This window comes from Sphingomonas sp. RS6 (genome assembly GCF_054489705.1).
Genome location: NZ_JBTMWM010000003.1, coordinates 152,773 through 174,660 on the forward strand (window position 1 = coordinate 152,773; position 21,888 = coordinate 174,660).

Annotated in this window: 22 protein-coding genes and 1 tRNA gene; 18 read left to right on the forward strand and 5 right to left on the reverse strand. The window is 64.5% G+C overall.

What is annotated here, in order from left to right; translation table 11 throughout:
• The first annotated feature begins 26 nt into the window (after window positions 1-26).
• The 5 genes from bamA to ACX40Y_RS07935 all read left to right on the forward strand — a co-directional run bounded on the left by bamA (window position 27) and on the right by ACX40Y_RS07935 (window position 5,121).
• The gene (bamA, locus tag ACX40Y_RS07915) at window positions 27-2,768 is read left to right on the forward strand and encodes an outer membrane protein assembly factor BamA (protein WP_459119012.1); all 2,742 of its coding nucleotides are present in this window, start codon (window positions 27-29) and stop codon (window positions 2,766-2,768) included.
• Window positions 2,768-3,523, forward strand: coding sequence for an OmpH family outer membrane protein (locus ACX40Y_RS07920; RefSeq protein ID WP_459119013.1), 756 nt, complete (start codon window positions 2,768-2,770; stop codon window positions 3,521-3,523). Before bamA ends, ACX40Y_RS07920 begins: the two co-directional genes overlap by 1 nt.
• A gap of 2 nt (window positions 3,524-3,525) precedes the next feature.
• Window positions 3,526-3,999 carry a 3-hydroxyacyl-ACP dehydratase FabZ gene (fabZ, locus tag ACX40Y_RS07925; protein ID WP_459119014.1) on the forward strand — a complete coding sequence of 158 codons (474 nt, stop codon included), beginning with the start codon at window positions 3,526-3,528 and terminating at the stop codon, window positions 3,997-3,999.
• A 130-nt stretch (window positions 4,000-4,129) separates the two neighbouring features.
• The gene (gene rpmE, locus ACX40Y_RS07930; protein ID WP_459119015.1) at window positions 4,130-4,360 is read left to right on the forward strand and encodes a 50S ribosomal protein L31; all 231 of its coding nucleotides are present in this window, start codon (window positions 4,130-4,132) and stop codon (window positions 4,358-4,360) included.
• 350 nt (window positions 4,361-4,710) lie between these two features.
• The gene (locus ACX40Y_RS07935) at window positions 4,711-5,121 is read left to right on the forward strand and encodes a hypothetical protein (protein WP_459119016.1); all 411 of its coding nucleotides are present in this window, start codon (window positions 4,711-4,713) and stop codon (window positions 5,119-5,121) included.
• 429 nt (window positions 5,122-5,550) lie between these two features.
• Here ACX40Y_RS07935 and ACX40Y_RS07940 read toward each other — a convergent pair.
• Window positions 5,551-5,640: transfer RNA gene (locus ACX40Y_RS07940), tRNA-Ser, on the reverse strand.
• Between the two features lie 142 nt (window positions 5,641-5,782).
• On the opposite strand from ACX40Y_RS07940, the gene ACX40Y_RS07945 reads away from it, so the two are divergent.
• The 9 genes from ACX40Y_RS07945 (at window position 5,783) to ACX40Y_RS07985 (ending at window position 14,669) form a co-directional block, all read left to right on the forward strand.
• Window positions 5,783-6,316, forward strand: a complete 534-nt coding sequence (locus tag ACX40Y_RS07945; RefSeq protein WP_459119017.1) for an FxDxF family PEP-CTERM protein — start codon at window positions 5,783-5,785, stop codon at window positions 6,314-6,316.
• Between the two features lie 150 nt (window positions 6,317-6,466).
• The gene (locus ACX40Y_RS07950; RefSeq protein WP_459119018.1) at window positions 6,467-7,498 is read left to right on the forward strand and encodes a lytic murein transglycosylase; all 1,032 of its coding nucleotides are present in this window, start codon (window positions 6,467-6,469) and stop codon (window positions 7,496-7,498) included.
• A 226-nt stretch (window positions 7,499-7,724) separates the two neighbouring features.
• Window positions 7,725-8,891 (forward strand): D-alanyl-D-alanine carboxypeptidase family protein, encoded by a 1,167-nt coding sequence (locus ACX40Y_RS07955; RefSeq protein ID WP_459119019.1) that lies wholly within the window; start codon window positions 7,725-7,727, stop codon window positions 8,889-8,891.
• Between the two features lie 37 nt (window positions 8,892-8,928).
• A complete protein-coding gene (locus ACX40Y_RS07960) occupies window positions 8,929-9,909 on the forward strand; it encodes an AAA family ATPase (protein ID WP_459119020.1) in 981 nt (326 codons plus the stop codon).
• Window positions 9,910-9,960: 51 nt separating this feature from the next.
• Entirely contained in the window at window positions 9,961-11,466 is a 1,506-nt protein-coding gene (gene metG, locus ACX40Y_RS07965; protein ID WP_459119021.1) for a methionine--tRNA ligase, read from the forward strand.
• Window positions 11,463-12,242, forward strand: a complete 780-nt coding sequence (locus ACX40Y_RS07970; protein ID WP_459119022.1) for a TatD family hydrolase — start codon at window positions 11,463-11,465, stop codon at window positions 12,240-12,242. The genes metG and ACX40Y_RS07970 overlap by 4 nt, the downstream gene beginning before the upstream one ends.
• Window positions 12,243-12,267: 25 nt before the next feature.
• On the forward strand, window positions 12,268-13,038 hold the full coding sequence (locus tag ACX40Y_RS07975; RefSeq protein WP_459119239.1) for an MBL fold metallo-hydrolase: 771 nt from the start codon (window positions 12,268-12,270) through the stop codon (window positions 13,036-13,038).
• Window positions 13,035-13,652: a retropepsin-like aspartic protease family protein gene (locus ACX40Y_RS07980; RefSeq protein ID WP_459119023.1), complete on the forward strand. Its 618-nt coding sequence runs from the start codon at window positions 13,035-13,037 to the stop codon at window positions 13,650-13,652. Before ACX40Y_RS07975 ends, ACX40Y_RS07980 begins: the two co-directional genes overlap by 4 nt.
• Window positions 13,653-14,048: 396 nt before the next feature.
• A complete protein-coding gene (locus ACX40Y_RS07985; protein ID WP_459119024.1) occupies window positions 14,049-14,669 on the forward strand; it encodes a glycoside hydrolase family 11 protein in 621 nt (206 codons plus the stop codon).
• Window positions 14,670-14,772: 103 nt separating this feature from the next.
• Here ACX40Y_RS07985 and ACX40Y_RS07990 read toward each other — a convergent pair whose 3' ends face one another.
• Complete coding sequence (locus tag ACX40Y_RS07990; protein WP_459119025.1) at window positions 14,773-15,174, reverse strand: glycine zipper 2TM domain-containing protein; 402 nt, start codon at window positions 15,172-15,174, stop codon at window positions 14,773-14,775.
• A 428-nt stretch (window positions 15,175-15,602) separates the two neighbouring features.
• On the opposite strand from ACX40Y_RS07990, the gene ACX40Y_RS07995 reads away from it, so the two are divergent.
• The 4 genes from ACX40Y_RS07995 (at window position 15,603) to ACX40Y_RS08010 (ending at window position 18,827) form a co-directional block, all read left to right on the forward strand.
• A complete protein-coding gene (locus ACX40Y_RS07995; protein ID WP_459119026.1) occupies window positions 15,603-15,893 on the forward strand; it encodes a hypothetical protein in 291 nt (96 codons plus the stop codon).
• Window positions 15,894-15,956: 63 nt separating this feature from the next.
• Window positions 15,957-17,387 carry a cysteine--tRNA ligase gene (cysS, locus tag ACX40Y_RS08000; RefSeq protein ID WP_459119027.1) on the forward strand — a complete coding sequence of 477 codons (1,431 nt, stop codon included), beginning with the start codon at window positions 15,957-15,959 and terminating at the stop codon, window positions 17,385-17,387.
• Window positions 17,388-17,455: 68 nt separating this feature from the next.
• Complete coding sequence (locus ACX40Y_RS08005; RefSeq protein ID WP_459119028.1) at window positions 17,456-17,893, forward strand: TM2 domain-containing protein; 438 nt, start codon at window positions 17,456-17,458, stop codon at window positions 17,891-17,893.
• Between the two features lie 4 nt (window positions 17,894-17,897).
• On the forward strand, window positions 17,898-18,827 hold the full coding sequence (locus ACX40Y_RS08010; protein WP_459119029.1) for a D-2-hydroxyacid dehydrogenase: 930 nt from the start codon (window positions 17,898-17,900) through the stop codon (window positions 18,825-18,827).
• Here the strand turns inward: ACX40Y_RS08010 and ACX40Y_RS08015 are convergent.
• From ACX40Y_RS08015 to ACX40Y_RS08025, 3 genes are read right to left on the reverse strand one after another with little or no spacing between them, the layout of a single operon-like run.
• Complete coding sequence (locus ACX40Y_RS08015) at window positions 18,821-20,062, reverse strand: adenosylmethionine--8-amino-7-oxononanoate transaminase (protein WP_459119030.1); 1,242 nt, start codon at window positions 20,060-20,062, stop codon at window positions 18,821-18,823. The genes ACX40Y_RS08010 and ACX40Y_RS08015 overlap by 7 nt on opposite strands.
• Window positions 20,062-20,688 (reverse strand): dethiobiotin synthase, encoded by a 627-nt coding sequence (gene bioD, locus ACX40Y_RS08020; protein ID WP_459119031.1) that lies wholly within the window; start codon window positions 20,686-20,688, stop codon window positions 20,062-20,064. The genes ACX40Y_RS08015 and bioD overlap by 1 nt, the downstream gene beginning before the upstream one ends.
• Complete coding sequence (locus ACX40Y_RS08025) at window positions 20,685-21,827, reverse strand: 8-amino-7-oxononanoate synthase (RefSeq protein WP_459119032.1); 1,143 nt, start codon at window positions 21,825-21,827, stop codon at window positions 20,685-20,687. Before ACX40Y_RS08025 ends, bioD begins: the two co-directional genes overlap by 4 nt.
• Between the last annotated feature and the right edge of the window lie 61 nt (window positions 21,828-21,888).

The following is a 21,888-nucleotide window of genomic DNA, read 5'->3' on the forward strand; positions in this document are numbered from 1 at the left end:
TTAATTTGGATTCCGACTGGGGTGGGATGGTGACTGCGATCAAGGCAAGCAATTTCGGCGCGCGCGCAACGGCGACGCTTCTGGCAGGGACGATCCTGTCGGGCGTGGCGGCGCCGGCAACCGCGCAGACGGCGGCGGCCCCCGCCGGCCAGCCTCAGGCTGCGCCGGCGACGCAGGCGGTGACCCCGCCCGTCGTCCGGACCATCAAGGCGCTGCGTGTCGAAGGATCGCAGCGCATCGAACCCGAAACCGTGCTCAGCTACACCCGCCTGCGCGTCGGTGACAGCTACACCAACGAGACGATCGACCAGGCGATCAAGGATCTGCTCGCGTCCGACCTTCTGGCGGACGTCGCGATCGAGGGCGTGGAAACCGGCAATCTGGTGATCCGCATCCGCGAGAACCCGGTGATCAACCGCGTCGTGTTCGAAGGCAACAAGCGGCTCAAGCAGGACAAGATCGACAAGGAGATCAAACTCCGTCCGCGCCAGATCTTCACGCGCACGGCGGTCCGTTCGGACATTGCCCGCATCGTCGAGCTGTATCGTCGCCAGGGGCGTTTCGCCGCGACCGTCGAGCCGAAGATGGTCAGCCTCGACCAGAACCGCGTCGACGTGATCTTCGAGATTCACGAAGGGCCGAAGTCCAAGGTCCGCCAGATCAATATCATCGGCAACGAACAGTTTTCGGACGGCAAGCTGCGCGGCGAGATGGCGACCAAGGTGGCGAGCCTTGCGCATCTGCTCAGTTCGAACACCTCCTATGACCAGGATCGCCTGGCCTATGACCAGCAGAAGCTGCGCCAATTCTACCTGACCGAAGGCTATGCCGATTTCCGCGTGATTTCGGCTGTGGCCGAACTGACGCCGGACAAGAAGGACTTCATCATCACCTATGTGGTGGAGGAGGGGCCGCGCTATAAGTTTGGGCCGGTGACGGTGGACAGCGCGATCCGCGACTTCGATGACAAGAAGCTCGCCGCCGCGCTGCCGATCAAGGAAGGCGATTGGTATAACGCCAAGGCGGTGGAAGATGCCGTCGAGCAGCTGAGCGAGACCGCCGGCCTGTTCGGCTATGCCTTTGCCGATGTCCGCCCGGACTTCCAGCGCGACAAGGACGCGCTGACGATGTCGATGAACTTCCACATCGGCGAGGCGAACCGCACCTACATCGAGCGGATCGACATCACCGGCAACCGCCAGACCCAGGACAAAGTCATTCGCCGCGAAATGCGTGTGGCGGAAGGCGATGCGTTCAATACCTTCCTCGTCAAGCGTTCGCAGGACCGCATCAATAGCCTTGGCTATTTCCAGGACAAGTTCGAGATCGAGCGCAAGGAAGGATCGGCACCCGACCGGATCGTGCTCGCGGCGAATGTCGAGGAAAAGCCAAATGGCGAACTGACGCTGTCGGCCGGCTTCTCGAGCCTCGAGCGGCTGATCCTGCAGGCGTCGATCCGCCAGCGCAACTTCCGCGGCATGGGTCAGACGGTTTCGGCGTCGGTCGATTATTCGAGCTATTCGAAGTCGGTCGAGCTCGGCTTTACCGAGCCCTATCTGTTCGATTCAAACATTGCGCTGGGTGCGACGGTCTTCCGGCGCGACTATAACTCGTTCAACTATTACGGCACCGATCGCAACACGACCTATCGGCAGGTGTCGACGGGCTTCCAGCTTGTCGCGGGCTTGCCGCTGACCGAATACTGGACGCTCTCTGGCCGCTATTATCTGGCCAAGGACGACGTGACGCTCGACCGCGACACGTTCTACACCGATGGCCAGTGCGATCCTGTGAAGGCTGGGCGCTATTATTGCGAAGCGGTGGGCAATCGCCTGACCTCGCTGGTCGGCATCTCGCTGATCTATGACAGCCTCAACAGCCGGTTGCGACCGACGCGGGGGCAGCGCGTGTCGTTCAGCGGCGATTTTGCCGGCCTGGGCGGCGATGTGCGCTATGTTCGCGGGCGCGTGAACGCCGACAAATATTGGGGCATCGGCGGCGGCTTCGTGCTGCAGGCGAGCGCCGAAGGCGGGGTGATCAAGAGCCTCGACGGAAGCGAAGTTCGCATCACCGATCGGTTCTACCTCGGTGAACCGCAGTTCCGCGGTTTCGATATCCGCGGCGTCGGGCCTCGCGTGCAGCGCTATTACTACACGGGTGACCCTTCGAGCGGTACGCAGCTGCTGCTCGATGGCAAGGATCAGGTCACCGACGACGCGCTCGGCGGCAAGGCCTATTACCTGACCAAGGCAGAACTCCAGCTGCCGCTGGGATCGGGCGCGGCGGAGCTGGGCCTGCGGCCCTCGATCTACCTGATGGCCGGCTCGTTGTTCTCGATCAAACGGCCGCAGACGAACAACTACTTCACGCAGGCGACGGGGACCAACGGCGAGCTGCTTTACAATGCCGATGGTTCGCCGACCTATCTGCCGCGTATCAACTATCAGTTCGACAGCAGTGGCAACCCGGTTTACGTAGTTTCGACGGGTGATTATGCTAACTACACGACGCACTGCGCCGTCGGCTATGCTGCATCAAGCACAGACGCCTGTGTTGGTACCTCGGTCAACTCGCAATATTACACGTCGACCGCGCCATTCTATGAAGTCTATCGTGGCAGCACGGCGTCGCCGCGCATTTCTGTCGGTATCGGCGTCAACTGGAACTCGCCGTTCGGGCCGCTGCGCATCGATCTGGCGAAGGTGCTCGTCAGCCAGCCCGGCGACGACAAGAAGCTCATTACTTTCAATGTAGGGACCCAGTTCTAATGACCAACAAACGCGTTTTCGTGGCGGCGCTTGCCGCATCGGTCGCTGTTGCGGCAGCGGCACCGGCCACCGCGCAGGTCGCCGGCTTTGCCACCGTCAACCAGATGGACGTTCTGACGCGCGCCAAGGCGTTCACGACCGCCGAGAAGCAGATCGAGACCACGTACAAGCCGGTTCAGGATCAGATCAAGGCGCGCCAAGACAAGTTCCAGGCCGACGCCAAGGCGTTGATCGCCACGATCGACACGAACAAGGACGGCCAGGTTTCCGAGCAGGAAGAACAGGCCGCTGCCGCGCGCAAGGATCCGAATTATCAGCGTCTGATGACGCTGCAGAATCAGGCGAACGAGGAAATCCAGAAGCTGCAGATGCCGTCGATCCTGGCCGAGCTGTTCGCTTTCGAAAAGCTGCTGGCTGTCTATGACGCGGCGCAGATCCAGGTAGTCAACGCGCGCAAGATCAACGCGATCCTCCAGCCCGAGGCGATCGTCTATGCGCCCGACGCGATGGACATCACCGATCTGGTGCTGGCCGAAGTCGACAAGACGCCGACGGTTGCGATCACCCCGCCGGCCGACTGGCGCCCGCAGCAGCGCACGGTTCAGTTCCAGCAGCAGGTGAGCGAGCTCAAGCGTCGTGCCTATCAGCTGGCGGTGGCACGTGCCCAGCAGCAACAGCAGCAGGCGCCCGCCGCCGGCGCAGCCACCGCGCCTGCCGCCGGTGCGGCACGACCGGCCAAGCCCGAGCCGCGCTGAGCATGACGGAAGAAGCAGGCACGAATATCGGCCCGCTCGACATCGGCCGGGTGATGGCGGCGCTGCCGCATCGCTTTCCGATGTTGCTGGTTGACCGGGTCGAGGAACTGATCCTCGACCGGTCGATCGTCGCGGTCAAAGCGGTGACGATCAACGAATCGTTTTTCCAGGGCCATTTCCCCGGCCGCCCGATCATGCCGGGCGTGCTGACGGTCGAGGCGCTGGCGCAGGCGGCGGGCGTGCTCGCGGTGGAATCGCTAGGGTTGGCCGGTTCGGGCAAGCTCGTCTATTTCATGGCGATCGACGATGTGAAGTTCCGCAAGCCGGTGGAGCCGGGCGTATTGCTCAAGCTTCACGTCGAATTCGTGCAGAAGCGCTCGCGTGTCTGCAAATTTGCGGGCCGGGCGACGATCGATGGCGAGACGGCTGCCGAATGTTCGTTCACCGCGATGATCGCGGACCCGCCGACGACTTGAGGCGCCTGCGGTGACCCGCTGGGGGCCGCGATGCTTGCCGAGACAACAGGTTGCGCGCGCCGCCGGGCTCTGCTAGGCGCGCGCGTCCGCTACCGGTCGGAAACCGGCGGCTTTTCTAAGGAATTTCACTGTGAAGCAGAACACCCACCCCGATTATCACATGATCAAGGTGCAGATGACCGACGGCACCGTGTATGAAACGCGCTCGACCTGGGGCAAGGAAGGCGACGTGATGCAGCTTGAGATCGATCCGCTCGCGCATCCCGCCTGGACCGGCGGCCGCGGCCAGCTGCTCGATCAGGGCGGCCAGGTTGCGCGCTTCAACAAGCGCTTTGGCGGTCTTACCCTCGGCAAGAAATAAGCTGCAAGCCGGGTTGACCCCGGTTTGACGCGAAGATTGCGCTCCTCCTCGCGGCGTCGGGGAGGAGCGCCTCGACCGGCAATGGCCGATCAGGTCGGCGCAGAAAGATGAGGTCGACCAACGGTTCCGGGCCTGTATGGCCGGATTTCACACTCCAATTGCCATCAATGTTGGCGCATTTGCCAAAAATGCGGAACTAGATTGCCTATTCGCCGTATCTTCTGCATTCTGATGAATGCGTCAGTTGGGGAACGGCGATGCTGCGGGCGAAGCATTTCTGTATTGTCGTGATACTCGCGACCTCACCCTGCTATGCGGGTGAGCGGCCGGTAGGTAGTGGTCATCACCAGATGGCAGCGGCGGCCGGCATCGCGGCCGCTGCGGCGAGTGGTGACGTAGCCCCCCGGGGCGTTGCCGGTCCGATCTTGCTCGACCTGACCGCGCGGCGAGCCAGCCAATATGACCTGCGCGACTTGTCGGTTCGCGCTGCTGCCGGAACCGGGCGGGCGGCAGAGCCCATTGCAACCGGCGCTGCCGACGATCCGGCATGGCGGCGGGACGAGCGTCGACTCGTCACCTCGGACGACGGCGCGCGCTATGCCGTTGGCGAGATCATGGCAGACCATCGCCGAGCTGGGCCGCCCCGTTCCGCGCTTGATGCGATGCTGGTCCTGCGTATCGACGGGAACCGGGATAGCCCCGCGCTCAGCGTCGGCGGTGGCGTGGCTGGTGCGGTGTGGGAAGCCGGTACGCGGCGCTGACCTTCGTTTCTTCGCTGAATTTTTTGGCGGCGATCCTGCCCCCGCCCCGAAGCATCAAGGCTGCGGCGTCGCGCGAATGGCGCGCTTTGCTCAGCGGCATCTCCGGATAGGCGCCCAACACAGGCGCCCGTTTCTTGCCGCTGAGACGTTATTTCCAACGCCAGGATCGATATCCCGTAGCCGCCACAAAAAAACAGCTCTCGTGCGTCCGACAGCTTGTACGGTTTGCCAGTCGGCTTCGCCGCGCTGCCCTTCGCGTCCGTTAGCAAGTGATGCCCCCAGCTGGTGGGGACCATACCCCCAAAATACCCCCAAAGAACATTTGCGTAGCGCCGATTCGGATTGCAATCGCCTGCGAACGCAGGTGCGGCTAAAAAGCTTGGGAAAAGAGACTTTTCGCGAAGGACTGCGAAAGCTGGCAAACGGGGGTGGCGGAGAGAGTGGGATTCGAACCCACGGTGAGTTTGCACCCACGGCGGTTTTCAAGACCGCTGCCTTAAACCACTCGGCCATCTCTCCAGTCTCTTCCCGCTAGCGGGGGATCGCGATCGGATCAATACGGGACGGTTGCTCCCGATGTCTTCGGTTGATATTCTATTAACATCACGTATTATCGCGACTTGAGAACGCTTCGGCGCGATCACACGTGGGGAGAATTGTAATGTTTCGTAAGCTTTTGGCGGCCGTGTTGTCGCTTTTTGCAGTTGCGCTCGTGGCGACGCCCGCCAGCGCACAGACCTATTTCGGTGCTTCGGACATGAACATCGCGTTCGGTCCGGCCGGCACGATCTCGGCGAGCTTCGGCCAGTCGGGCATCGCTGCTGGTTCTTTCTGGCACATCTATGAGTTCGAACTGCCGGCGGACGGCCTGGCCAGCGGCACCGTGTCGACCAGCGCGGTGAAGTTCAAAGGCATTGACGACCTCGACTTCACCGAAGTGTTCTTCAACGGCGTTCAGCTGACCGGCGTGACCGGCGCCATCAACGAAGTCGTCTTCGCCAACTCGGTTCCCGTTTTCGCGGGCGTGATGAACACGATTTCGATCAAGGGCACCTCGCGCGGCAACGGCTCTTATGGTGGCCAGGGCGTGTTCGCTCCGGTGCCAGAACCGTCGGCTTGGGCGATGATGATCGGTGGCTTCCTGTTCGCTGGTGCGGCGCTCCGTCGTCGCAGCGTGCGTCCGGCGCTCGCCTGATCGTAATCACTGTCCGGGCCACCGGACAGACGATAATAAAGCGCGCTGCCCTCGCGGGTAGCGCGCTTTTTTGCTGAGTTCGGTCGTGATTTCATCGCGTCCGGCCGAACGGGGGTTCATGCCTGCGCGCTGCTGTGCAACAGCATGGCGATGCTGTGTTCACGCTTTTATCGGTTCGGATTGGCGCTTGTATCGCTGACCTTGGCAAGCACGCCTGCCATCGCGCAGGACGAAGCGGGCTTCACCGCCTATCTCGACACATTGGCAGCGCAGGCGCGCGCGGCGGGCGTCCGGCCCGCGACGATTTCGGCGGTCGTCCCGACGCTCACCTATAACCCGCGCGTCGTGGCGCTTGACCGCCAGCAGCCGGAAAGCGCGCCCAACGCCCCGATCCCCGCGTTCGCACCCTACAAGGCCCGGCATGTCGATGCCGATCGTATCAATCGCGGTCGTGCCGCCTATCAGCGGGCCAGAGCCAGGCTGGCGGCGATCGAGCAGGAGACCGGCGTTCCCGAATCGATCATGGTCGCGATCTGGGGGCATGAAACGAACTATGGCAAGGTGATGGGCGGGTTCGATCTGCCGCGTGCCCTGGCTAGCCTCGCCTATGAGGGTCGCCGCCGCACGCTGTTTGCCGATGAGTTCGTCGCCACGCTGAAGATGATCGATCGCGGCGTGCCGCGCGATAAGCTGGTCGGCAGCTGGGCAGGCGCGTTCGGTGGACCGCAATTCCTGCCGAGCGTCTATCTCCGCCTCGCACGCGATGGCGATGGTGACGGCGTTGCCGATATCTGGAACAGCAATGCCGATACGCTGGCATCGATTGCGAACTATTTCGTGAACGCCGGCTGGCGCTCCGGCGTCCCGTGGGGCTTTGCGGTCAACGTGCCGTCGACGCTGGACCGGGCATCGATCGCCAACCGGACGACAAGCCCGCGCTGTCCCCGTGTCCATGCCCGGCATAGCCAGTGGAAAACGATGGCCGAATGGCGTGCGCTGGGCGTCGCGCCACAGTCGCGCGCCTGGCCCGCCGATATGATCATGGCGACGCTTCTCGAACCCGACGGCCCTGGCAAGACGGCTTATCTGCTGACCGGCAATTATCGCGTGATCCTGGACTATAATTGTTCGAACTTCTACGCCTTGTCGGTGGGGCTGCTGGCCGACGAAGTCGAACGTTGATCTGGGTGGCCCGGACCTTTTCTCGTTCCGCGTTCAACCGCGCCCGCCGCGCGATGGCCGGACGGCCGCACTTTCTTCGGCAAAGCCTGCCCAGACGCTTGCCGAAGCGAGGTGCGGCTTCGTAAAGGCGGAGTGCGGATGCTCCGGCACCGTTCGGGCGGAATATGGAAATGCGCGCATATTCCCGCTCGTTATGCGTTCATTTTCGCGTTCTGGACCGTCAATCATGAAGAATCTCGCTGCCGTTTCGTTCCTGGCGCTCGCCATCGCCAGGCCCGCCATTGCCGCTGATCCATCGTTCACGACACCGGCCCCGATCGCGTTCATGGAAGACATGTCGTCGGGCGCGATCCTGTTCGCCAAGGACGCCGATCGCCGGATGCCGCCGGCATCGATGGCGAAGATGATGACGGTCTATGTGGCGTTCGACCTGATCCGGAAGGGCGAGCTGAAGCTCGACCAGCAGATCGAGGTTCGACCCGATACCTGGCGCAAATGGCATTCGCAGGGCTCGACCATGTTCCTAGCAGTCGGTGAGCGGCCGACCGTGTCCGATTTGCTGAAGGGGATCGTCACCCTGTCCGGCAACGACGCCTGCGTCGTGCTGGCCGAGGGCATTTCCGGCACCGAGGAAGCATTCGCCAACCTGATGAACGATCGGGCGAAGAAGATCGGCCTTACCAACAGCCATTTCGGCAATTCAAACGGCTGGCCCGACGAAGGCCGCACCTATGTCACCGCGCGTGATCTGGCGCATCTGGCGGCCGCGACGATCCGCGACTTCCCCGATCTCTACAAGCAGTTCTATTCGCTGCCGAGCTTCAGCTGGGGCAAGACGTTGGGCGCAGGCAATGACATCACGCAAGCCAATCGCGACCCGCTGCTCGGCAAGGTCGCCGGCGCCGACGGGCTCAAGACCGGGCATACCGAAGAAGCCGGCTATGGCTTCACGGGCTCTGCGGAACAGAATGGTCGCCGTCTGGTGATGGTGATCGCCGGGCTCGACACCTATAACGGCCGCGCTGCCGAGGCCGTTCGCTTCATGAACTGGGGCTTCGCGGCGTGGAAGACCAAGCCTGTCGTCAAGAAGGGCCGCACCGTCGGCGAGGTGCAGGTGCAGGGCGGGGACGCCGCCCGTGTTGCGGTCGTGGCGCCGCGGGACCTGAACGTCACCCTGCCATCCGGCATCGATCCGAAACTGAACGGCAAGATCGTTTATCAAGGTCCAGTAAAGGCAGGATTCAAGGCGGGCGATCATATCGCCGACCTGGTGATCGAAGCGCCGGACATGCCGCAGCAGGTGCTGCCGCTGGTCGCGGCCGAGGATGTCGGGCCCGCCGGTTTCTTTCGTCGTATCTGGATCGGTTTTCTCTCCCTGTTCGGCTGGGCCTGATCCGGGTGCTGCCGGCGGTCGGTTGGAGCATCGCAGCATGTCGACGCTGATCGGCAATTCGCGGGCCCGCGCGGCGCTTGCCGCCGCGATGGTCAGCGGCGAGCTTCACCATGCGTGGCTGATCGCCGGGCCGGAGGGCGTGGGCAAGGGTAGCTTCGCGCGCATCGCGGCGCGGCGAATGCTGGCGGAAGCGGCGGAGCCGGCGCGGCTCGCCCCCGGCTGGGAGGTGCCCGAAGCAACCCGAACGGCGAGCCTGATCGCGGCCGGCAGCCATCCCGACTTCCGCGTGCTCGAACGCCCGCCAAAGGATTCAGATAAGCCCGGCGAGGCGCTCGCTCGCTCGATCACGATCGCGCAGGTGCGCAGCCTCCAGCCGATGTTCGCAACCAAGCCCGCGCTCGGGCCGCGGCGCGTGGTGGTGATCGACGCGATTGACGATCTTGAGCGCGGCGGTGCCAACGCCTTGCTGAAGAACCTCGAGGAACCCCCCGCCGGTACGATCTTCCTGCTGGTAAGCCACGCTCCGGGCCGGCTGCTGCCGACGATCCGATCGCGTTGTCGCCTGCTGCGTTTCGATCCGCTGCCGGATGCCGATACCGCTGCCGTGCTTCGGCAGCACCTGCCGGACGCCAGCGATGCCGAGCTCGATGCGCTGGTGGCTGCGGCGGGCGGATCGCCGGGGCGTGCCCTCCGCTTCGCAGGGCTCGATCTCGGCGCGCTTGAGGCGGACATGGCGGCGCTCGCAGCTAGTGGCGACCGCGACAACGCCATCCGCACCAGACTGGCACGACAGCTTGGCGTCAAGGCGGCACAACCGCGCTATGAGGCCTTTCTCGAACGGGCGCCCAGCTTTATCGCGGCGCAGGCGAGGGAGAAGCGTGGCGAGGCGCTGCGCACCGCGCTCGACGCCCATGCCGCCGCAGCCGACCTTGCCGGGGCCGCGCTCGGCCTGTCGCTCGACAGCAGCGCGACGAGTTTCGAGATGGCGGGGATCATTGCCCGGCTGGGGCAGCGCTGATCGCGTTTCGGCCGGTTGCTGTCGCGCGCGGCGCGCCCTAAAGCGCCACGCATGGCTGACCCCTTCTATATAACCACCGCGATCCACTATCCCAACGGTAAGCCGCATATCGGCCATGCCTATGAGATGATCGCCGCCGACGCGATCGCGCGCTTCCAGCGCCAGCAAGGTCGCGACGTGTTCTTCCAGACCGGCACCGACGAGCATGGCCTCAAAATGGTGCAGACCGCTCGTGGTCGCGGCATGACTGCACGCGAACTAGCCGATGAAATGTCGAACCATTTCCGTGTTATGGCGGATAAACTCGATATTTCGTGCAATCGCTTCATCCGCACCTCGGAGGCCGATCACTATCGCGCCAGCCAGGCGATCTGGGAAAAGATGGCGGCGAAGGGCGACCTCTATCTCGATCGCTACGAGGGCTGGTATTCGGTCCGCGACGAGGCCTTTTACGAGGAAAAGGAACTGGTCGAAGGGGAAGGGGGGCAGAAGCTCTCGCCTCAGGGTACGCCGGTCGAGTGGACCAAGGAAGAAACCTGGTTCTTCCGGCTTTCCAAATACCAGCAGCCTTTGCTCGACTTCTATGCCGCCAATCCCGACTTCATCCGTCCCGAATCGCGCCGCAACGAAGTGCTGCGCTTCGTCGAGGGCGGGCTGGTGGACCTGTCGGTCAGCCGCACCAGCTTCGACTGGGGCGTGCCGGTGCCGGGTTCGCCGGGGCATGTGATGTATGTCTGGGTCGATGCCCTGACCAACTATCTGACCGGCGCCGGCTATCCCGACGATGCGGAGCGGCTGGCGCGCTACTGGCCCGCCGACCTGCACCTGATCGGCAAGGACATCGTCCGCTTTCACACCGTCTATTGGCCGGCCTTCCTGATCTCCGCCGACATCGCGCTGCCGAAACAGGTGTTCGGCCATGGCTTTTTGCTCAACCGCGGCGAGAAGATGTCGAAGTCGGTCGGCAATGTCGTTGATCCGATGGAACTGGCAGAGACCTACGGCGTCGATGCGCTGCGCTATTTCCTGCTGCGTGACGTCAGCTTCGGCCAGGACGGCACGTTCAGCGACGAGACCATTGTCACCCGCGCCAATGCCGACCTGTCGAACAGCTTCGGCAATCTTGCCCAGCGCACGCTGAGCTTCGTCGCCAAGAATTGCGAAGGCTCGGTGCAAGCCGGTCGCGCTGAGGATGCCGATGCGGTGCTGCTGACTGAGGTCGACACCGCCTGCGCTGCCTTTACCCGCGCGTTTCAGGACCTTGCGCTCAGCCAAGGCGTTGAGGCGTGGATGACCGGCGTGTTCGCCTGCAACCAGTATATCGACGCGCAAGCGCCGTGGACGCTCCGCAAGACCGATCCCGAACGGATGCACGCGGTATTGGGCACGCTGCTCAAGGCGATCCGGCGTCTTGGTGTCACGATCGCGCCGGTCGTGCCGACCTCGGCGGCCAAGCTGCTCGCGCAGCTAGGGCCGGACGGCGACGCGGACTTCCGGATCACGCCGCCGACCCCGATTTTCCCGCGCCTTGAACTTCAGGCTTCCGAGGACGCATGAAGCTCGCCGACAGCCATTGCCACCTGATCTACAAGGGGCTGGGCGAGCAGCAGCCCGAGGTGCTGGCCCGTGCGCGCGATGCCGGCGTGGTGGCGATGCTCAATATCTCGACGCGCGAGAATGAGTGGGATGAGGTCATCGCGGTCGCCGAGCGCGAGGCGGATGTATGGGCGAGCGTCGGCATCCATCCGCACGAGGCGGACACGCACCCCCATGTCGACACCGCCAAGCTGGTCGAGCGCGCCCAGCATCCGCGTGTGGTGGGCATCGGCGAAAGCGGCCTCGACTATTATTACGACCATAGCGACCGCGACCGCCAGCGGGCGAGCTTTCGCGCGCATCTCGCGGCATCGCGCGAAACCCAGTTGCCGATCATCGTGCATACCCGCGATGCCGAAGCGGACACTGCCGACATCCTGCGCGATGAAATGGGGAAGGGGGCGTTCCCCGGCGTGATCCATTGCTTCACCGCCAGCCGCGAATTTGCCGAGGTGGCGCTGGAACTTGGCTTCTACATTTCGATTTCAGGTATTGTGACGTTCAAGAACGCCAGGGACCTGCAGGAAACCGCGGCTGCGCTGCCGCTCGAGCGGCTGTTGATCGAAACCGATGCGCCGTTCCTCGCGCCTGTGCCGCACCGGGGCAAGACCGGCGAGCCGGCGTTCGTGGCGGACACCTGCCGCTTCCTGGCGCAACTGCGCGGCGAAGATCCGGGCGCGCTGGCCGAGGCGACCCGCGCCAATTTCCACACGTTGTTCGCCAAGACGCGCCCATGACGGGCAGAGAGGCGACTCGGCGTTGCTGAAAATCCGGATCCTGGGATCGGGCACCTCTTCGGGCGTGCCGCGGATCGGCAATGATTGGGGCGCTTGTGACCCCGGGAATCCGCGAAACCGCCGCACGCGCGCGTCGGTATTGGTGCGCAGCGCGACGACGACCATTCTTGTCGACACGAGCCCGGACATGCGCGAGCAGCTCCTTGCCGCTGGCGTTGCCGACTTGGATGCGGTGCTATGGACGCATGACCATGCCGATCATTGCCACGGCATCGATGACCTGCGGCAGGTGATGCATGCACGCGGCGGCCAGCCGGTGCGCGGGATCGCGAGGCCGTTCACGCTCGAACAGATTTTCATCCGGTTTCCCTATCTTGTTGAGGGAAGGGGGAAATTCTACCCGCCCGTGGTCGCCCTTGAGGCCATGCCGGACGTTTTCACCATTGGTGACATCACCGTTCGGGTTGTCGATCAGCCGCATGGCGGCATAACCTCGGCCGGACTTCGGTTCGAACATGATGGGAAAATCATCGGTTATGCCACTGATTTTCATGAAATGACCGACGCGATGGCGGCGCTTTACAGCGGGCTCGACATTTGGGTGGTCGATGCGCTGCGCCGTGCACCGCACCCGACGCATCCGCACCTCGATCAGGTGCTGGGCTGGATCGACGCGACGAAGCCGGGGCGTTCGGCGCTCGTCCATATGGACCATTCGATGGACTATGCCACGCTCGCCGCCGCGCTGCCCCCAGGGGTGGTACCCGGTCATGACGGCCTGGAGCTGACGGCATGACCTCGGGCGACACCGTCAATCTGATCTGGCTGATTGGCGCGCTCGTGCTCGTTGTCAGCGCAATCTCGGTGCGGCGGATCGGCCTTGGATCGCTGGTGCGGGCGGCGTTCGGCTGGGCGGCGATCGTGCTCGTGGCGATCGTCGCGGTTGCGCACCGTTATGAGATCGCGGCCGCGTTCGCCACATTGTCGGCAAAGCTCGGCATCGACGAACAGCGCGCCGAAGGCAGCACGCTGCGCATCCGGATGAGTCCCGACGGGCATTTCTGGGCACGTGTCCGACTGAACGGGATCGAGCGGCGGATGTTGATCGATAGTGGCGCCACGATCACGGCGATCTCCCAGCGAACTGCCGAGGCGGCGGGCGTGAATGTATCGGGCGGTCTGCCGGCGATCATCGAAACGGCCAATGGCAGCGTTACGGCGCATCGGGGAACGATCGAAAGCGTGGCCGTCGGCCCGGTGGAAACGCGTGATCTTGGTGTCGTGGTGGCGCAGAACTTCGGCGACCTCGACGTTCTCGGCATGAACTTTCTGTCGCGGCTGCACAGCTGGCGCGTCGAGGGCAAGGAGCTGGTGCTCGAGCCGGTCGCCAGTGGAGACGGAAATCCCTGACCATTACCTCTATTTTACATAATGTAGATTATCGTCTTTAGGGCTGTCGGCGCTGCTGGGTCATCGACCTGTACTCCGAACCTCCCCCCATCAGCCGTATCGTTGGGACGATCGTTCCTTAAGGTCGCAAGGCCGGCTTGGCTGGCGCTCCGATCCAGCCGCAGCCGCTTCGTTCCTTTCCCCGAGCGATTGGGCACGCGAACCACGCGACGATGTGCTGCCAAAGTGAACCAAAGTACCTCTCCAGCCTCGTTGACGAACTAACGGCGTGGGGATCATGATGCTTCCCGCTGCGTGGCTTTTGCGCGGCAATATCCGAAAAATGTCGCAGGAGCAGGATCGATGTTAAACAAGTCACTGAAAATGATAGCGCTATCATCTTCGGCGGTCGCATTGATGGCGGGTGTCAGCGCCGCCGCCCAGACGATCTGTTCGAATCAGACAGGTACCAACAACGGCTATTTTTACACATTCTATCGCGATTCTGGGTCCGGCTGCATGACGCTGGGCAGTGGCGGTAACTACAGCGTGAACTGGAATCTAGGATCGAGCGGCAATCTGGTTGTCGGCAAAGGCTGGGAAACGGGATCGATCAACCGGGTCGTCGGCTATAATGCCGGTGTGTTCGTGCCCGGCAACAACGGCTATCTGACGCTCTATGGTTGGTCGACCAATCCGCTTGTCGAATATTATGTCGTCGACAATTGGGGCAACTTCACCCCGCCCGGAAACGCCACGCAGATCGGCACGGTCAACAGCGATGGCGGCACCTACCGGATCTATCGCACGCAGCGGGTGAACGCGCCCTCGATCATCGGCACGGCCACCTTCTATCAATATTGGAGCGTCCGCACCGCCAAGCGCGCGACCGGCGTCAACCACACGATCACCTTCCGCAACCATGTGAACGCCTGGGCCAGCCGGGGCATGAACCTCGGCATGATGAACTACCAGGTGCTCGCGACCGAGGGGTTCGGGAGCGTCGGCAACTCGAACGTCACCGTCTGGCAACAGTGACGATCGGGGCGGGAGCCCCTCTCCCGCCTTCGCCGGCCGCATGAAACGAGCCGCCCCGGTGGGGCGGCTCGCTGATTTCGTTCGGGATAATGGTGCCGATGGTTCAGCGGCGGCGGCAATTGCCGCCGTCGACCTCGCGACCGGCCAGGGCGCCGACGCCAGCGCCGATGATCGTGCCGGTGGTGCTGCGGCCGCGCCAGGAATTTCCCCGCCCGATCTCGCCGCCGAGCAGACCGCCGGCGATCGCGCCGAGGATCGTGCCGGTGGTGCCATCGCTGCAGCGCTGGCGATAATAGCGATCGCGATAGGCGGCGCGGCTGCGCACGTCGCGGTAATCGCGATAGTCACGCCGGTCATAGCGATCGTAACCGTAGCGATCGCCGCGGTCGTAGCGGCTATAGTCGTCGCGATAGCGATAATCCTGGGCCGACGCCGAAGTCGTAGTTGCAATCGTGCCGGCGATGGTCGTGGCTGCCATTGCGGCACCGATCAGGAACTTCCTCATCTTTCATCTCCCATGCGGCGATGTGCCGCTTCGAAACCCTGATTCGCACAACTGCGCTGTTCCGACGCTGAATGCGGCTGTTAGCGCGGGTTCAGGATCATGGTGGTTGCACCCGCACGCTTCCCCACCGGGAACCGAGCAGGGCAGTCGGCGTTTGCTCGCTGCAACCAGAGGAACGGCACCCATGTGGGACTTTCGACGCAGCGGCACGGACGGCGGACCGCCTGCGGCCTATCGGGCCAATGAGCGCAATCCATGTCCCGGTTGCGGCCAGTCCAACTGGATGATCGGTCGAACCACCGCTGAATGCGCATTCTGCGCGACCGCCCTTCCCCTTTCCTGTAGAAGCGGATCCGACGGGCGGTTCGCCGCCTGGCCGCCGCTTGCGGCATGATGCAGCTTTTTTCCGGCGCACGAGGCGATCAACGATGACCAGCATTTCCTCTACCTCCCCGGTCGAGCGGGTCGCTCGCGTGATCGCCGCCGAAATGCTGAGCCCCAATGCCGAAGGCGCCGGCGATCTGGGTCGGCCCGTAAGCGAAATCGTCGACATGATCTGGACGCGCGAAACCCACCGGGCGCTGGCGGTGCTGCGGACCTTGCGCGAACCGACGCCCGCGATGATCGAGGCCGGCAGGCTGGCCGGTGACGATCCGGCGGACATCTGGAGCGCGATGATGAATGCGGCGATCCGCGAGGCGCCAGTCGAGGTCGCGTAAACCCCGTCGCCGTTCGCGACGCAGCGGCTTTCTGCCCGGCCCGCCTTTCGCTATGGGCCAAATATGCATGCTAACCCGCTGACGCTTTACAACTCGCTGACCCGCTCGCTCGAGCGATTTGAGCCCCTCGATGCCGAGAAGGGCGTTCGCGTCTATTCCTGCGGGCCGACGGTGTATAACTACGCCCATCTCGGCAACCTGCGCGCCTATGTCTTCACCGATACGCTGAGCCGCGTGCTGCGCTGGAAGGGCTATCGCCTCACCCACATCATCAACATCACCGATGTCGGCCATCTGACGTCCGATGCCGACGCCGGCGACGACAAGATGGAGGCGGCGGCGCGCGCCCAGGCGAAGAGCATCTGGGATATCGCCGCGCACTATACCGCGGCGTTCAAGCAGAACATTGCCGATCTCAACATCACCGAGCCGAGCAAATGGTCGGTCGCGACCGATCACATCGAACAGATGATTGACTTCGCTGAAAGGATCGCGCCCGAGCATTGCTACGAGCTCGACAGCGGCCTGTATTTCGATGTGTCGACCGTCCCTGACTATGGCCGTCTCGCCGGTGCGGCGGACGACGCGGCGGAAGGGCGGATCGAGGCCGTGGCCGGCAAGCGCCACCCGCAGGATTTCGCGATCTGGCGCAAATCGCCGCCGGGCGAGCAGCGCCAGATGGAATGGGATTCGCCCTGGGGCAAGGGCGCGCCGGGCTGGCATCTCGAATGCTCGGTGATGAGCATCCAGTATCTCGGCGCGCCGTTCGACATCCACACCGGCGGCATCGACCACCGCGAGATCCATCATCCGAACGAGATTGCCCAGAACCAGGCCTATTGCGGCTGCGGCGATACCGGCGCCAAATTCTGGATGCACAATAATTTTCTTGTCGATCGCCAGGGCAAGATGTCCAAGTCGAAGGGCGGGTTCACGACGTTGCAGTCGCTGATCGAGGCGGGCGTTCACCCCCTCGCCTATCGGCTGCTCTGCCTGCAGGCGCAGTATCGCAGCGAGCTCGAGTTTTCGGCCGAGAATCTCGGCGCGGCGCTCACCCGATTGAAGCGGCTGGTGATGACCGTCACCGCGCTGAAGGCGCGTGCCGAAGGCGAAGGCCATGCGCCCGAGGCATGGCTCGAGCGGCTCGACGCCGCGGTGTCGGACGATCTCAACACGCCAAAGGCGCTGCCGGTGCTAGACGAGCTGCTGGCGGACACGCGCACGACGCCGGCGGACCGACTGGCAGCGCTCGCCGAATTCGACAAGGTGCTCGGACTGCGGCTCTCCGAATTGACCCGCGAGGAATTGCGGGTGCGGCCCAAAGGCGCGACGATCGATGCGGACGCCATCACCAGTCTGTTGTTCGAACGCAAGGAGGCCCGCGTCGTCAAGGACTTCCGCCGTTCGGATGTGATTCGCGACGAACTCGCCGCAGCCGGTATCGAAGTAATGGACGGCGATCCGCTGGGCTGGGACTGGAAACCGGCGCTCTGATCGCCAAAAGAGGCTTGCTTTTGCCGGTGCGCCCCCGCCAGAACCCGGCGTGAAGCAGAGGGGATTGCATGCGCGGACAAGTATTGGGGGTCGATCGGACGAGCGGCGACGGCCAGATTTCGGGTGAAGACGGCCTGCGTTACGCCTTCAGTCCCGAGGATTGGAGCGATTCGCGGCACCCGGCCGCCGGGGTCCGTGTCGATTTCGAAGCCGACGGCAAGCGGGCGCGCCGCATCTTCCGGCTCCTAGAAGCCGAGCCGAAGGCAATCCGTCCGCCAACCGAGAATGATCGCAACCGCTATGTCGCGGCCGCGCTGGCGTTTTTCCTCGGCACGCTGGGCGTTCATCGCTTCTATCTCGGGCGAATCGGATCGGGCGTCGCGATGATCCTGATGACGATCACCATCATCGGCCTGCTGGTCACGTCGATCTGGTCGTTCGTCGACATGATTCGCTATCTAATCATGTCGGACGACGAGTTCGCCCGGCGCTACGCCAGGGATTGAGCCGATGAAGGCGGTCCTGCCGGCGCTCGCGCGGCCGCTGCTGGAGCCGTACCTTCCCGCCGGACTCGACATCGCCTGGTTCGTCACGCCCGAAGACGCGGTGTCGATGGCGCGCGATGCGGCGATCGGCTGGCTGGATATCAACCGGCCCGATCAATGGGCGCGCGCCGTGGCTGCCGGCGAGCGGCTGCAATGGCTGTCGACGATCTATGCCGGGATCGACCCGCTCGATACGGCCTTGTTGCGCGCGCGCGGTACGCGCGTCACCAACGGCAGCGGCGTCAACGCCCATGCCGTTGCCGAATATGCGGTGATGGCCTGCCTGATCGCCGCCAAGCGGTTCGATACCGTGCTGCGCAGCGCCGACCAGCGCGCCTGGCTGAGCGACACGCCGGGCAAGGTCGAACTCTTCGAAAGCCGCGCGCTGGTGGTCGGTTACGGAACGATCGGGCGGCTGATCGGCGCAAGGCTTCGCGCGTTCGGCGTCGAGGTCGTCACCCGCTCCGGCGGCGATGGAACTTTGGCACCGGAGCAGTGGCGGGAGCGGATCGGCGACCATGACTGGGTGGTGCTCGCCGCACCCGCGACGCGCGCGACCGATCGGCTGATCGGCGAGGCCGAATTGCAGATGATGAAGCCCGGCGCCTGGATCATCAATGTCGGCCGCGGCGAACTGATCGATCAGGACGCCCTGATCGAGGCGGTGTCGCGACGCCGGATCGGCGGCGCGTTTCTGGACACGGTGACGCCCGAACCCCTGCCGGCGGACCACCCGCTATGGTCGACTCCGAACATCATCCTTTCGATGCACCTATCCGGGCGGAGCCAGACGCGGATGTTCCAGCGGTCGGCGGCACTGTTCCTCGACAATCTGCGGGCATTTCTCGTGGGCGAACCGCTGACCAACGAAGTCGATCTAGCGGCCGGCTATTGATCGATGAATGCCGGCAACAGGCCCCAGACACGATCGAGTTGCTCCCGGGTGATGCTATAGGGCGGCATCACATAGACGGTGTTGCCGAGCGGCCTTAGCAGCACGCCATTCTCGCGCGCATAGGCCATCAGCCGGGGCGCGATCGCGGAAAGATAGCCGCTTTCCGGCTGCTCGATCTCCAGCGCGGCGATCGTTCCCATGCGGCGATGGTGGAGCAGCCCCGGCACGTTCGCGAGCTCGTCGAGCGCTTCTTGCTGCCATTGGCCGAGGCGCGTGATCCGTTCCGGCACCGGCTCCTCCCGCCAGATCGCAAGGTTCGCGACCGCCGCCGCGCAGGCGATCGGGTTGGCAGTGTAGCTGGAGGAATGGAAGAACATCCGCGCCCGGTCGTCCGACCAGTGCGCGTGAAAGATCGGCGCAGTCGCCATGGTCACCGCCAGCGGGATCGCGCCGCCGGTGATGCCCTTCGATAGGCAGAGGATGTCCGGCACCACGCCTGCCTGTTCGCAGGCCGTGAGCGTGCCGGTGCGGCCCCAGCCGGTCATCACTTCGTCGGCGATGAACAGCACGTCGTGGCGGGCGCAGATCGCCGCCATCTCGGCGAGGATGGCCGGGGTGTAGAACAGCATGCCCCCTGCCCCCAGCACCAGCGGCTCGACGATGAACGCGGCGGCCCCGGCGCGGCACTCGGCATCCAGCGCGTCGAGAGTGGCTTGCTCAGCACCCGCGACCGGGAAGCGAATGGTGCCGACGTCGAACAGCAGCGGCTGATAGGGCCGGTTGAACACCCCGCGCGCACCGACCGACATGCCGCCGATCGTGTCGCCGTGATAGCTGTGTTCCAGGACGAGGATGCGCTGCCGGTCTTGCCCGCGATTGTGCCAGTAACCGAGCGCCATCTTGAGCGCGACTTCGACCGCGGTGGAGCCGCTGTCGCTGAAAAAAACATGCTCAAGCGCATCCGGCAGCATCGCTCGGAGGCCCGCCGCGAGCGTCTCGGCCGGTTCGTGGGTCCAACCGGCGAAGATGATCTGGTCAAGCTTACCCGCCTGTTCGGCGATCGCCGCCATGATGCGGGGGTTGCAATGCCCGTGCGTCGTCACCCACCAGGACGAGATCGCGTCGATGAAGCTTCGGCCGTCGGCGGTGTGGATCAGCGCGTCCCTGGCATGGCTGACCGTCGGGATCGGCTCGCCCAGGCCGTGCTGGGTAAAGGGATGCCAGACCGACGACATCAGGCGAAGTCCGCCAGGTCGAAGGCGTCGGCAAAGGCTTGGGCCAGCGCGTCGCGCGTCAGTTCGGGCAGCAACGGCAGACGGCCGAGGCGCTTGACCTTGCCGATCGCGGCGATGGTCGCCTCGCTGTCCTCAACCGCGTCGCCGACGAAGGCGATGCCGTGGATCGGCACGCCGCGGGACCGAAGTGCCTCGATGGACAGCAGGCTGTGGTTGATCGTCCCAAGCGCGGTGCGGGCGACCAGCACCACCGGCTTGCCCCAGCGGGCGAAGACATCGGCATAGAGGATCCCGCGCGTCACCGGCACCAGCGCGCCGCCTGCGCCTTCCACCACCAGCGGAGCGTCGACGGCCGGCAGGGCGAGGCACGCGGGATCGATCGTGACGCCGTCGATCTCGGCCGCCAGATGCGGCGAGCAGGGCGTGACCAGGCGATAGGCCTCGGGAAGAATATGCGCGGCCGGCAGGCCGGACAGCGCCGCTATGCGCTCGCTGTCACTGCCGTCGTCAAGGCCGCTCTGGATCGGCTTCCAGTAGCGGGCGCCGAGCGCGCCTGCGAGCGCGGCGGCGAACACAGTCTTGCCAATGCCGGTATCGGTGCCGGTGACGATGAAGGTCTGGGTCATGCTGCGATGTCTGCGGTTGCGTGGAGAAGCGTGGAGAGCCGTTCGGCCAGTGCGGCAATTTCGGTCGGCGACACGTTGTTGGTGATCGAGATGCGCAGGCGCGACGTGCCCGGCGGTACGGTCGGCGGGCGGATGCCGCGCACGTCGAAACCGCTTTCCTGCAGCGCCCCGGCGACGGCCATCGTGCGCACGTCGTCGCCAAGGATCAGTGGCAGGATCTGGCTATCGCCGGCGGAAACGCCGAGCGGCGCAAGCGCGGTTCGCGCCGCCGCAATCCGATCGGCCAACGACGATCGCAGCGCATCGCCTTCCGCGACAATCCGCAGCGAGGCGCGCACCGCAGCTGCCATCAACGGGGACGGCGCGGTCGAGAAGATGAATGCGCGGCCGCGGTTCACAAGGAAATCCCGCACCACTGCCGGCCCGGTGACCAGCGCCCCCTCACAACCCAGCGCCTTGCCGCAGGTGTGCAGCGTGACGAGGCTCTTGGCAGGCAGGCCGTGCGCCAGCCCCTGCCCCTGCGGCCCGTAAACCCCGGTCGCATGCGCCTCATCCACCAGCAGGATCGCGCCCTCTGATTCGGCCAGCGTCGACAGCGCATCCAGCGGCGCGACATCGCCGTCCATGCTGTACAGGCTCTCCACCGCGATCCACACCCGTCCGGTGCCGCCCGCCTGCCGCCATTGGGCGATCGCCTCGGCAAAGGCCGTGACGTCGTTGTGCGCCACCGGTCGTGCCTCCGCACGGCCGAGCCGCATGCCCTCATGCGCGCTGGCGTGAACGAGTGCGTCGAACAGCACGAGGTCGCCCCGCTGCGGCAGCGTGCCGAGCAGCGCGGCATTGGCGGCATAGCCACTAGAGAAATAGAGCGCCGATTGGCGGCCGAAGAAGGATGCCGCTTCGGCTTCCAGCGCTTCATGCTCTTCATGGTTGCCGCGCAGCAGCCGCGATCCGCCCGAGCCGATCGGCACGCCGCGCGCCAGCGCTGCGGCCACCGCATCGGTCAGCAGCGGTGAGCCGGCGAGGCCGAGATAGTCGTTTGAGGCGAAATCTGCGCCCTCGCGGGCGATCAGGCGGCGCCCACGGCCGCGCGCCGCGAGGTCGGCAAGGTCGCGGGCCTGTGCATCAAATGCGTCCATCGCGCGGCGGCTACACCCGCCCGCCGCCTGAGGCAATTCTTCACAGAAGCGGTTACCCTGA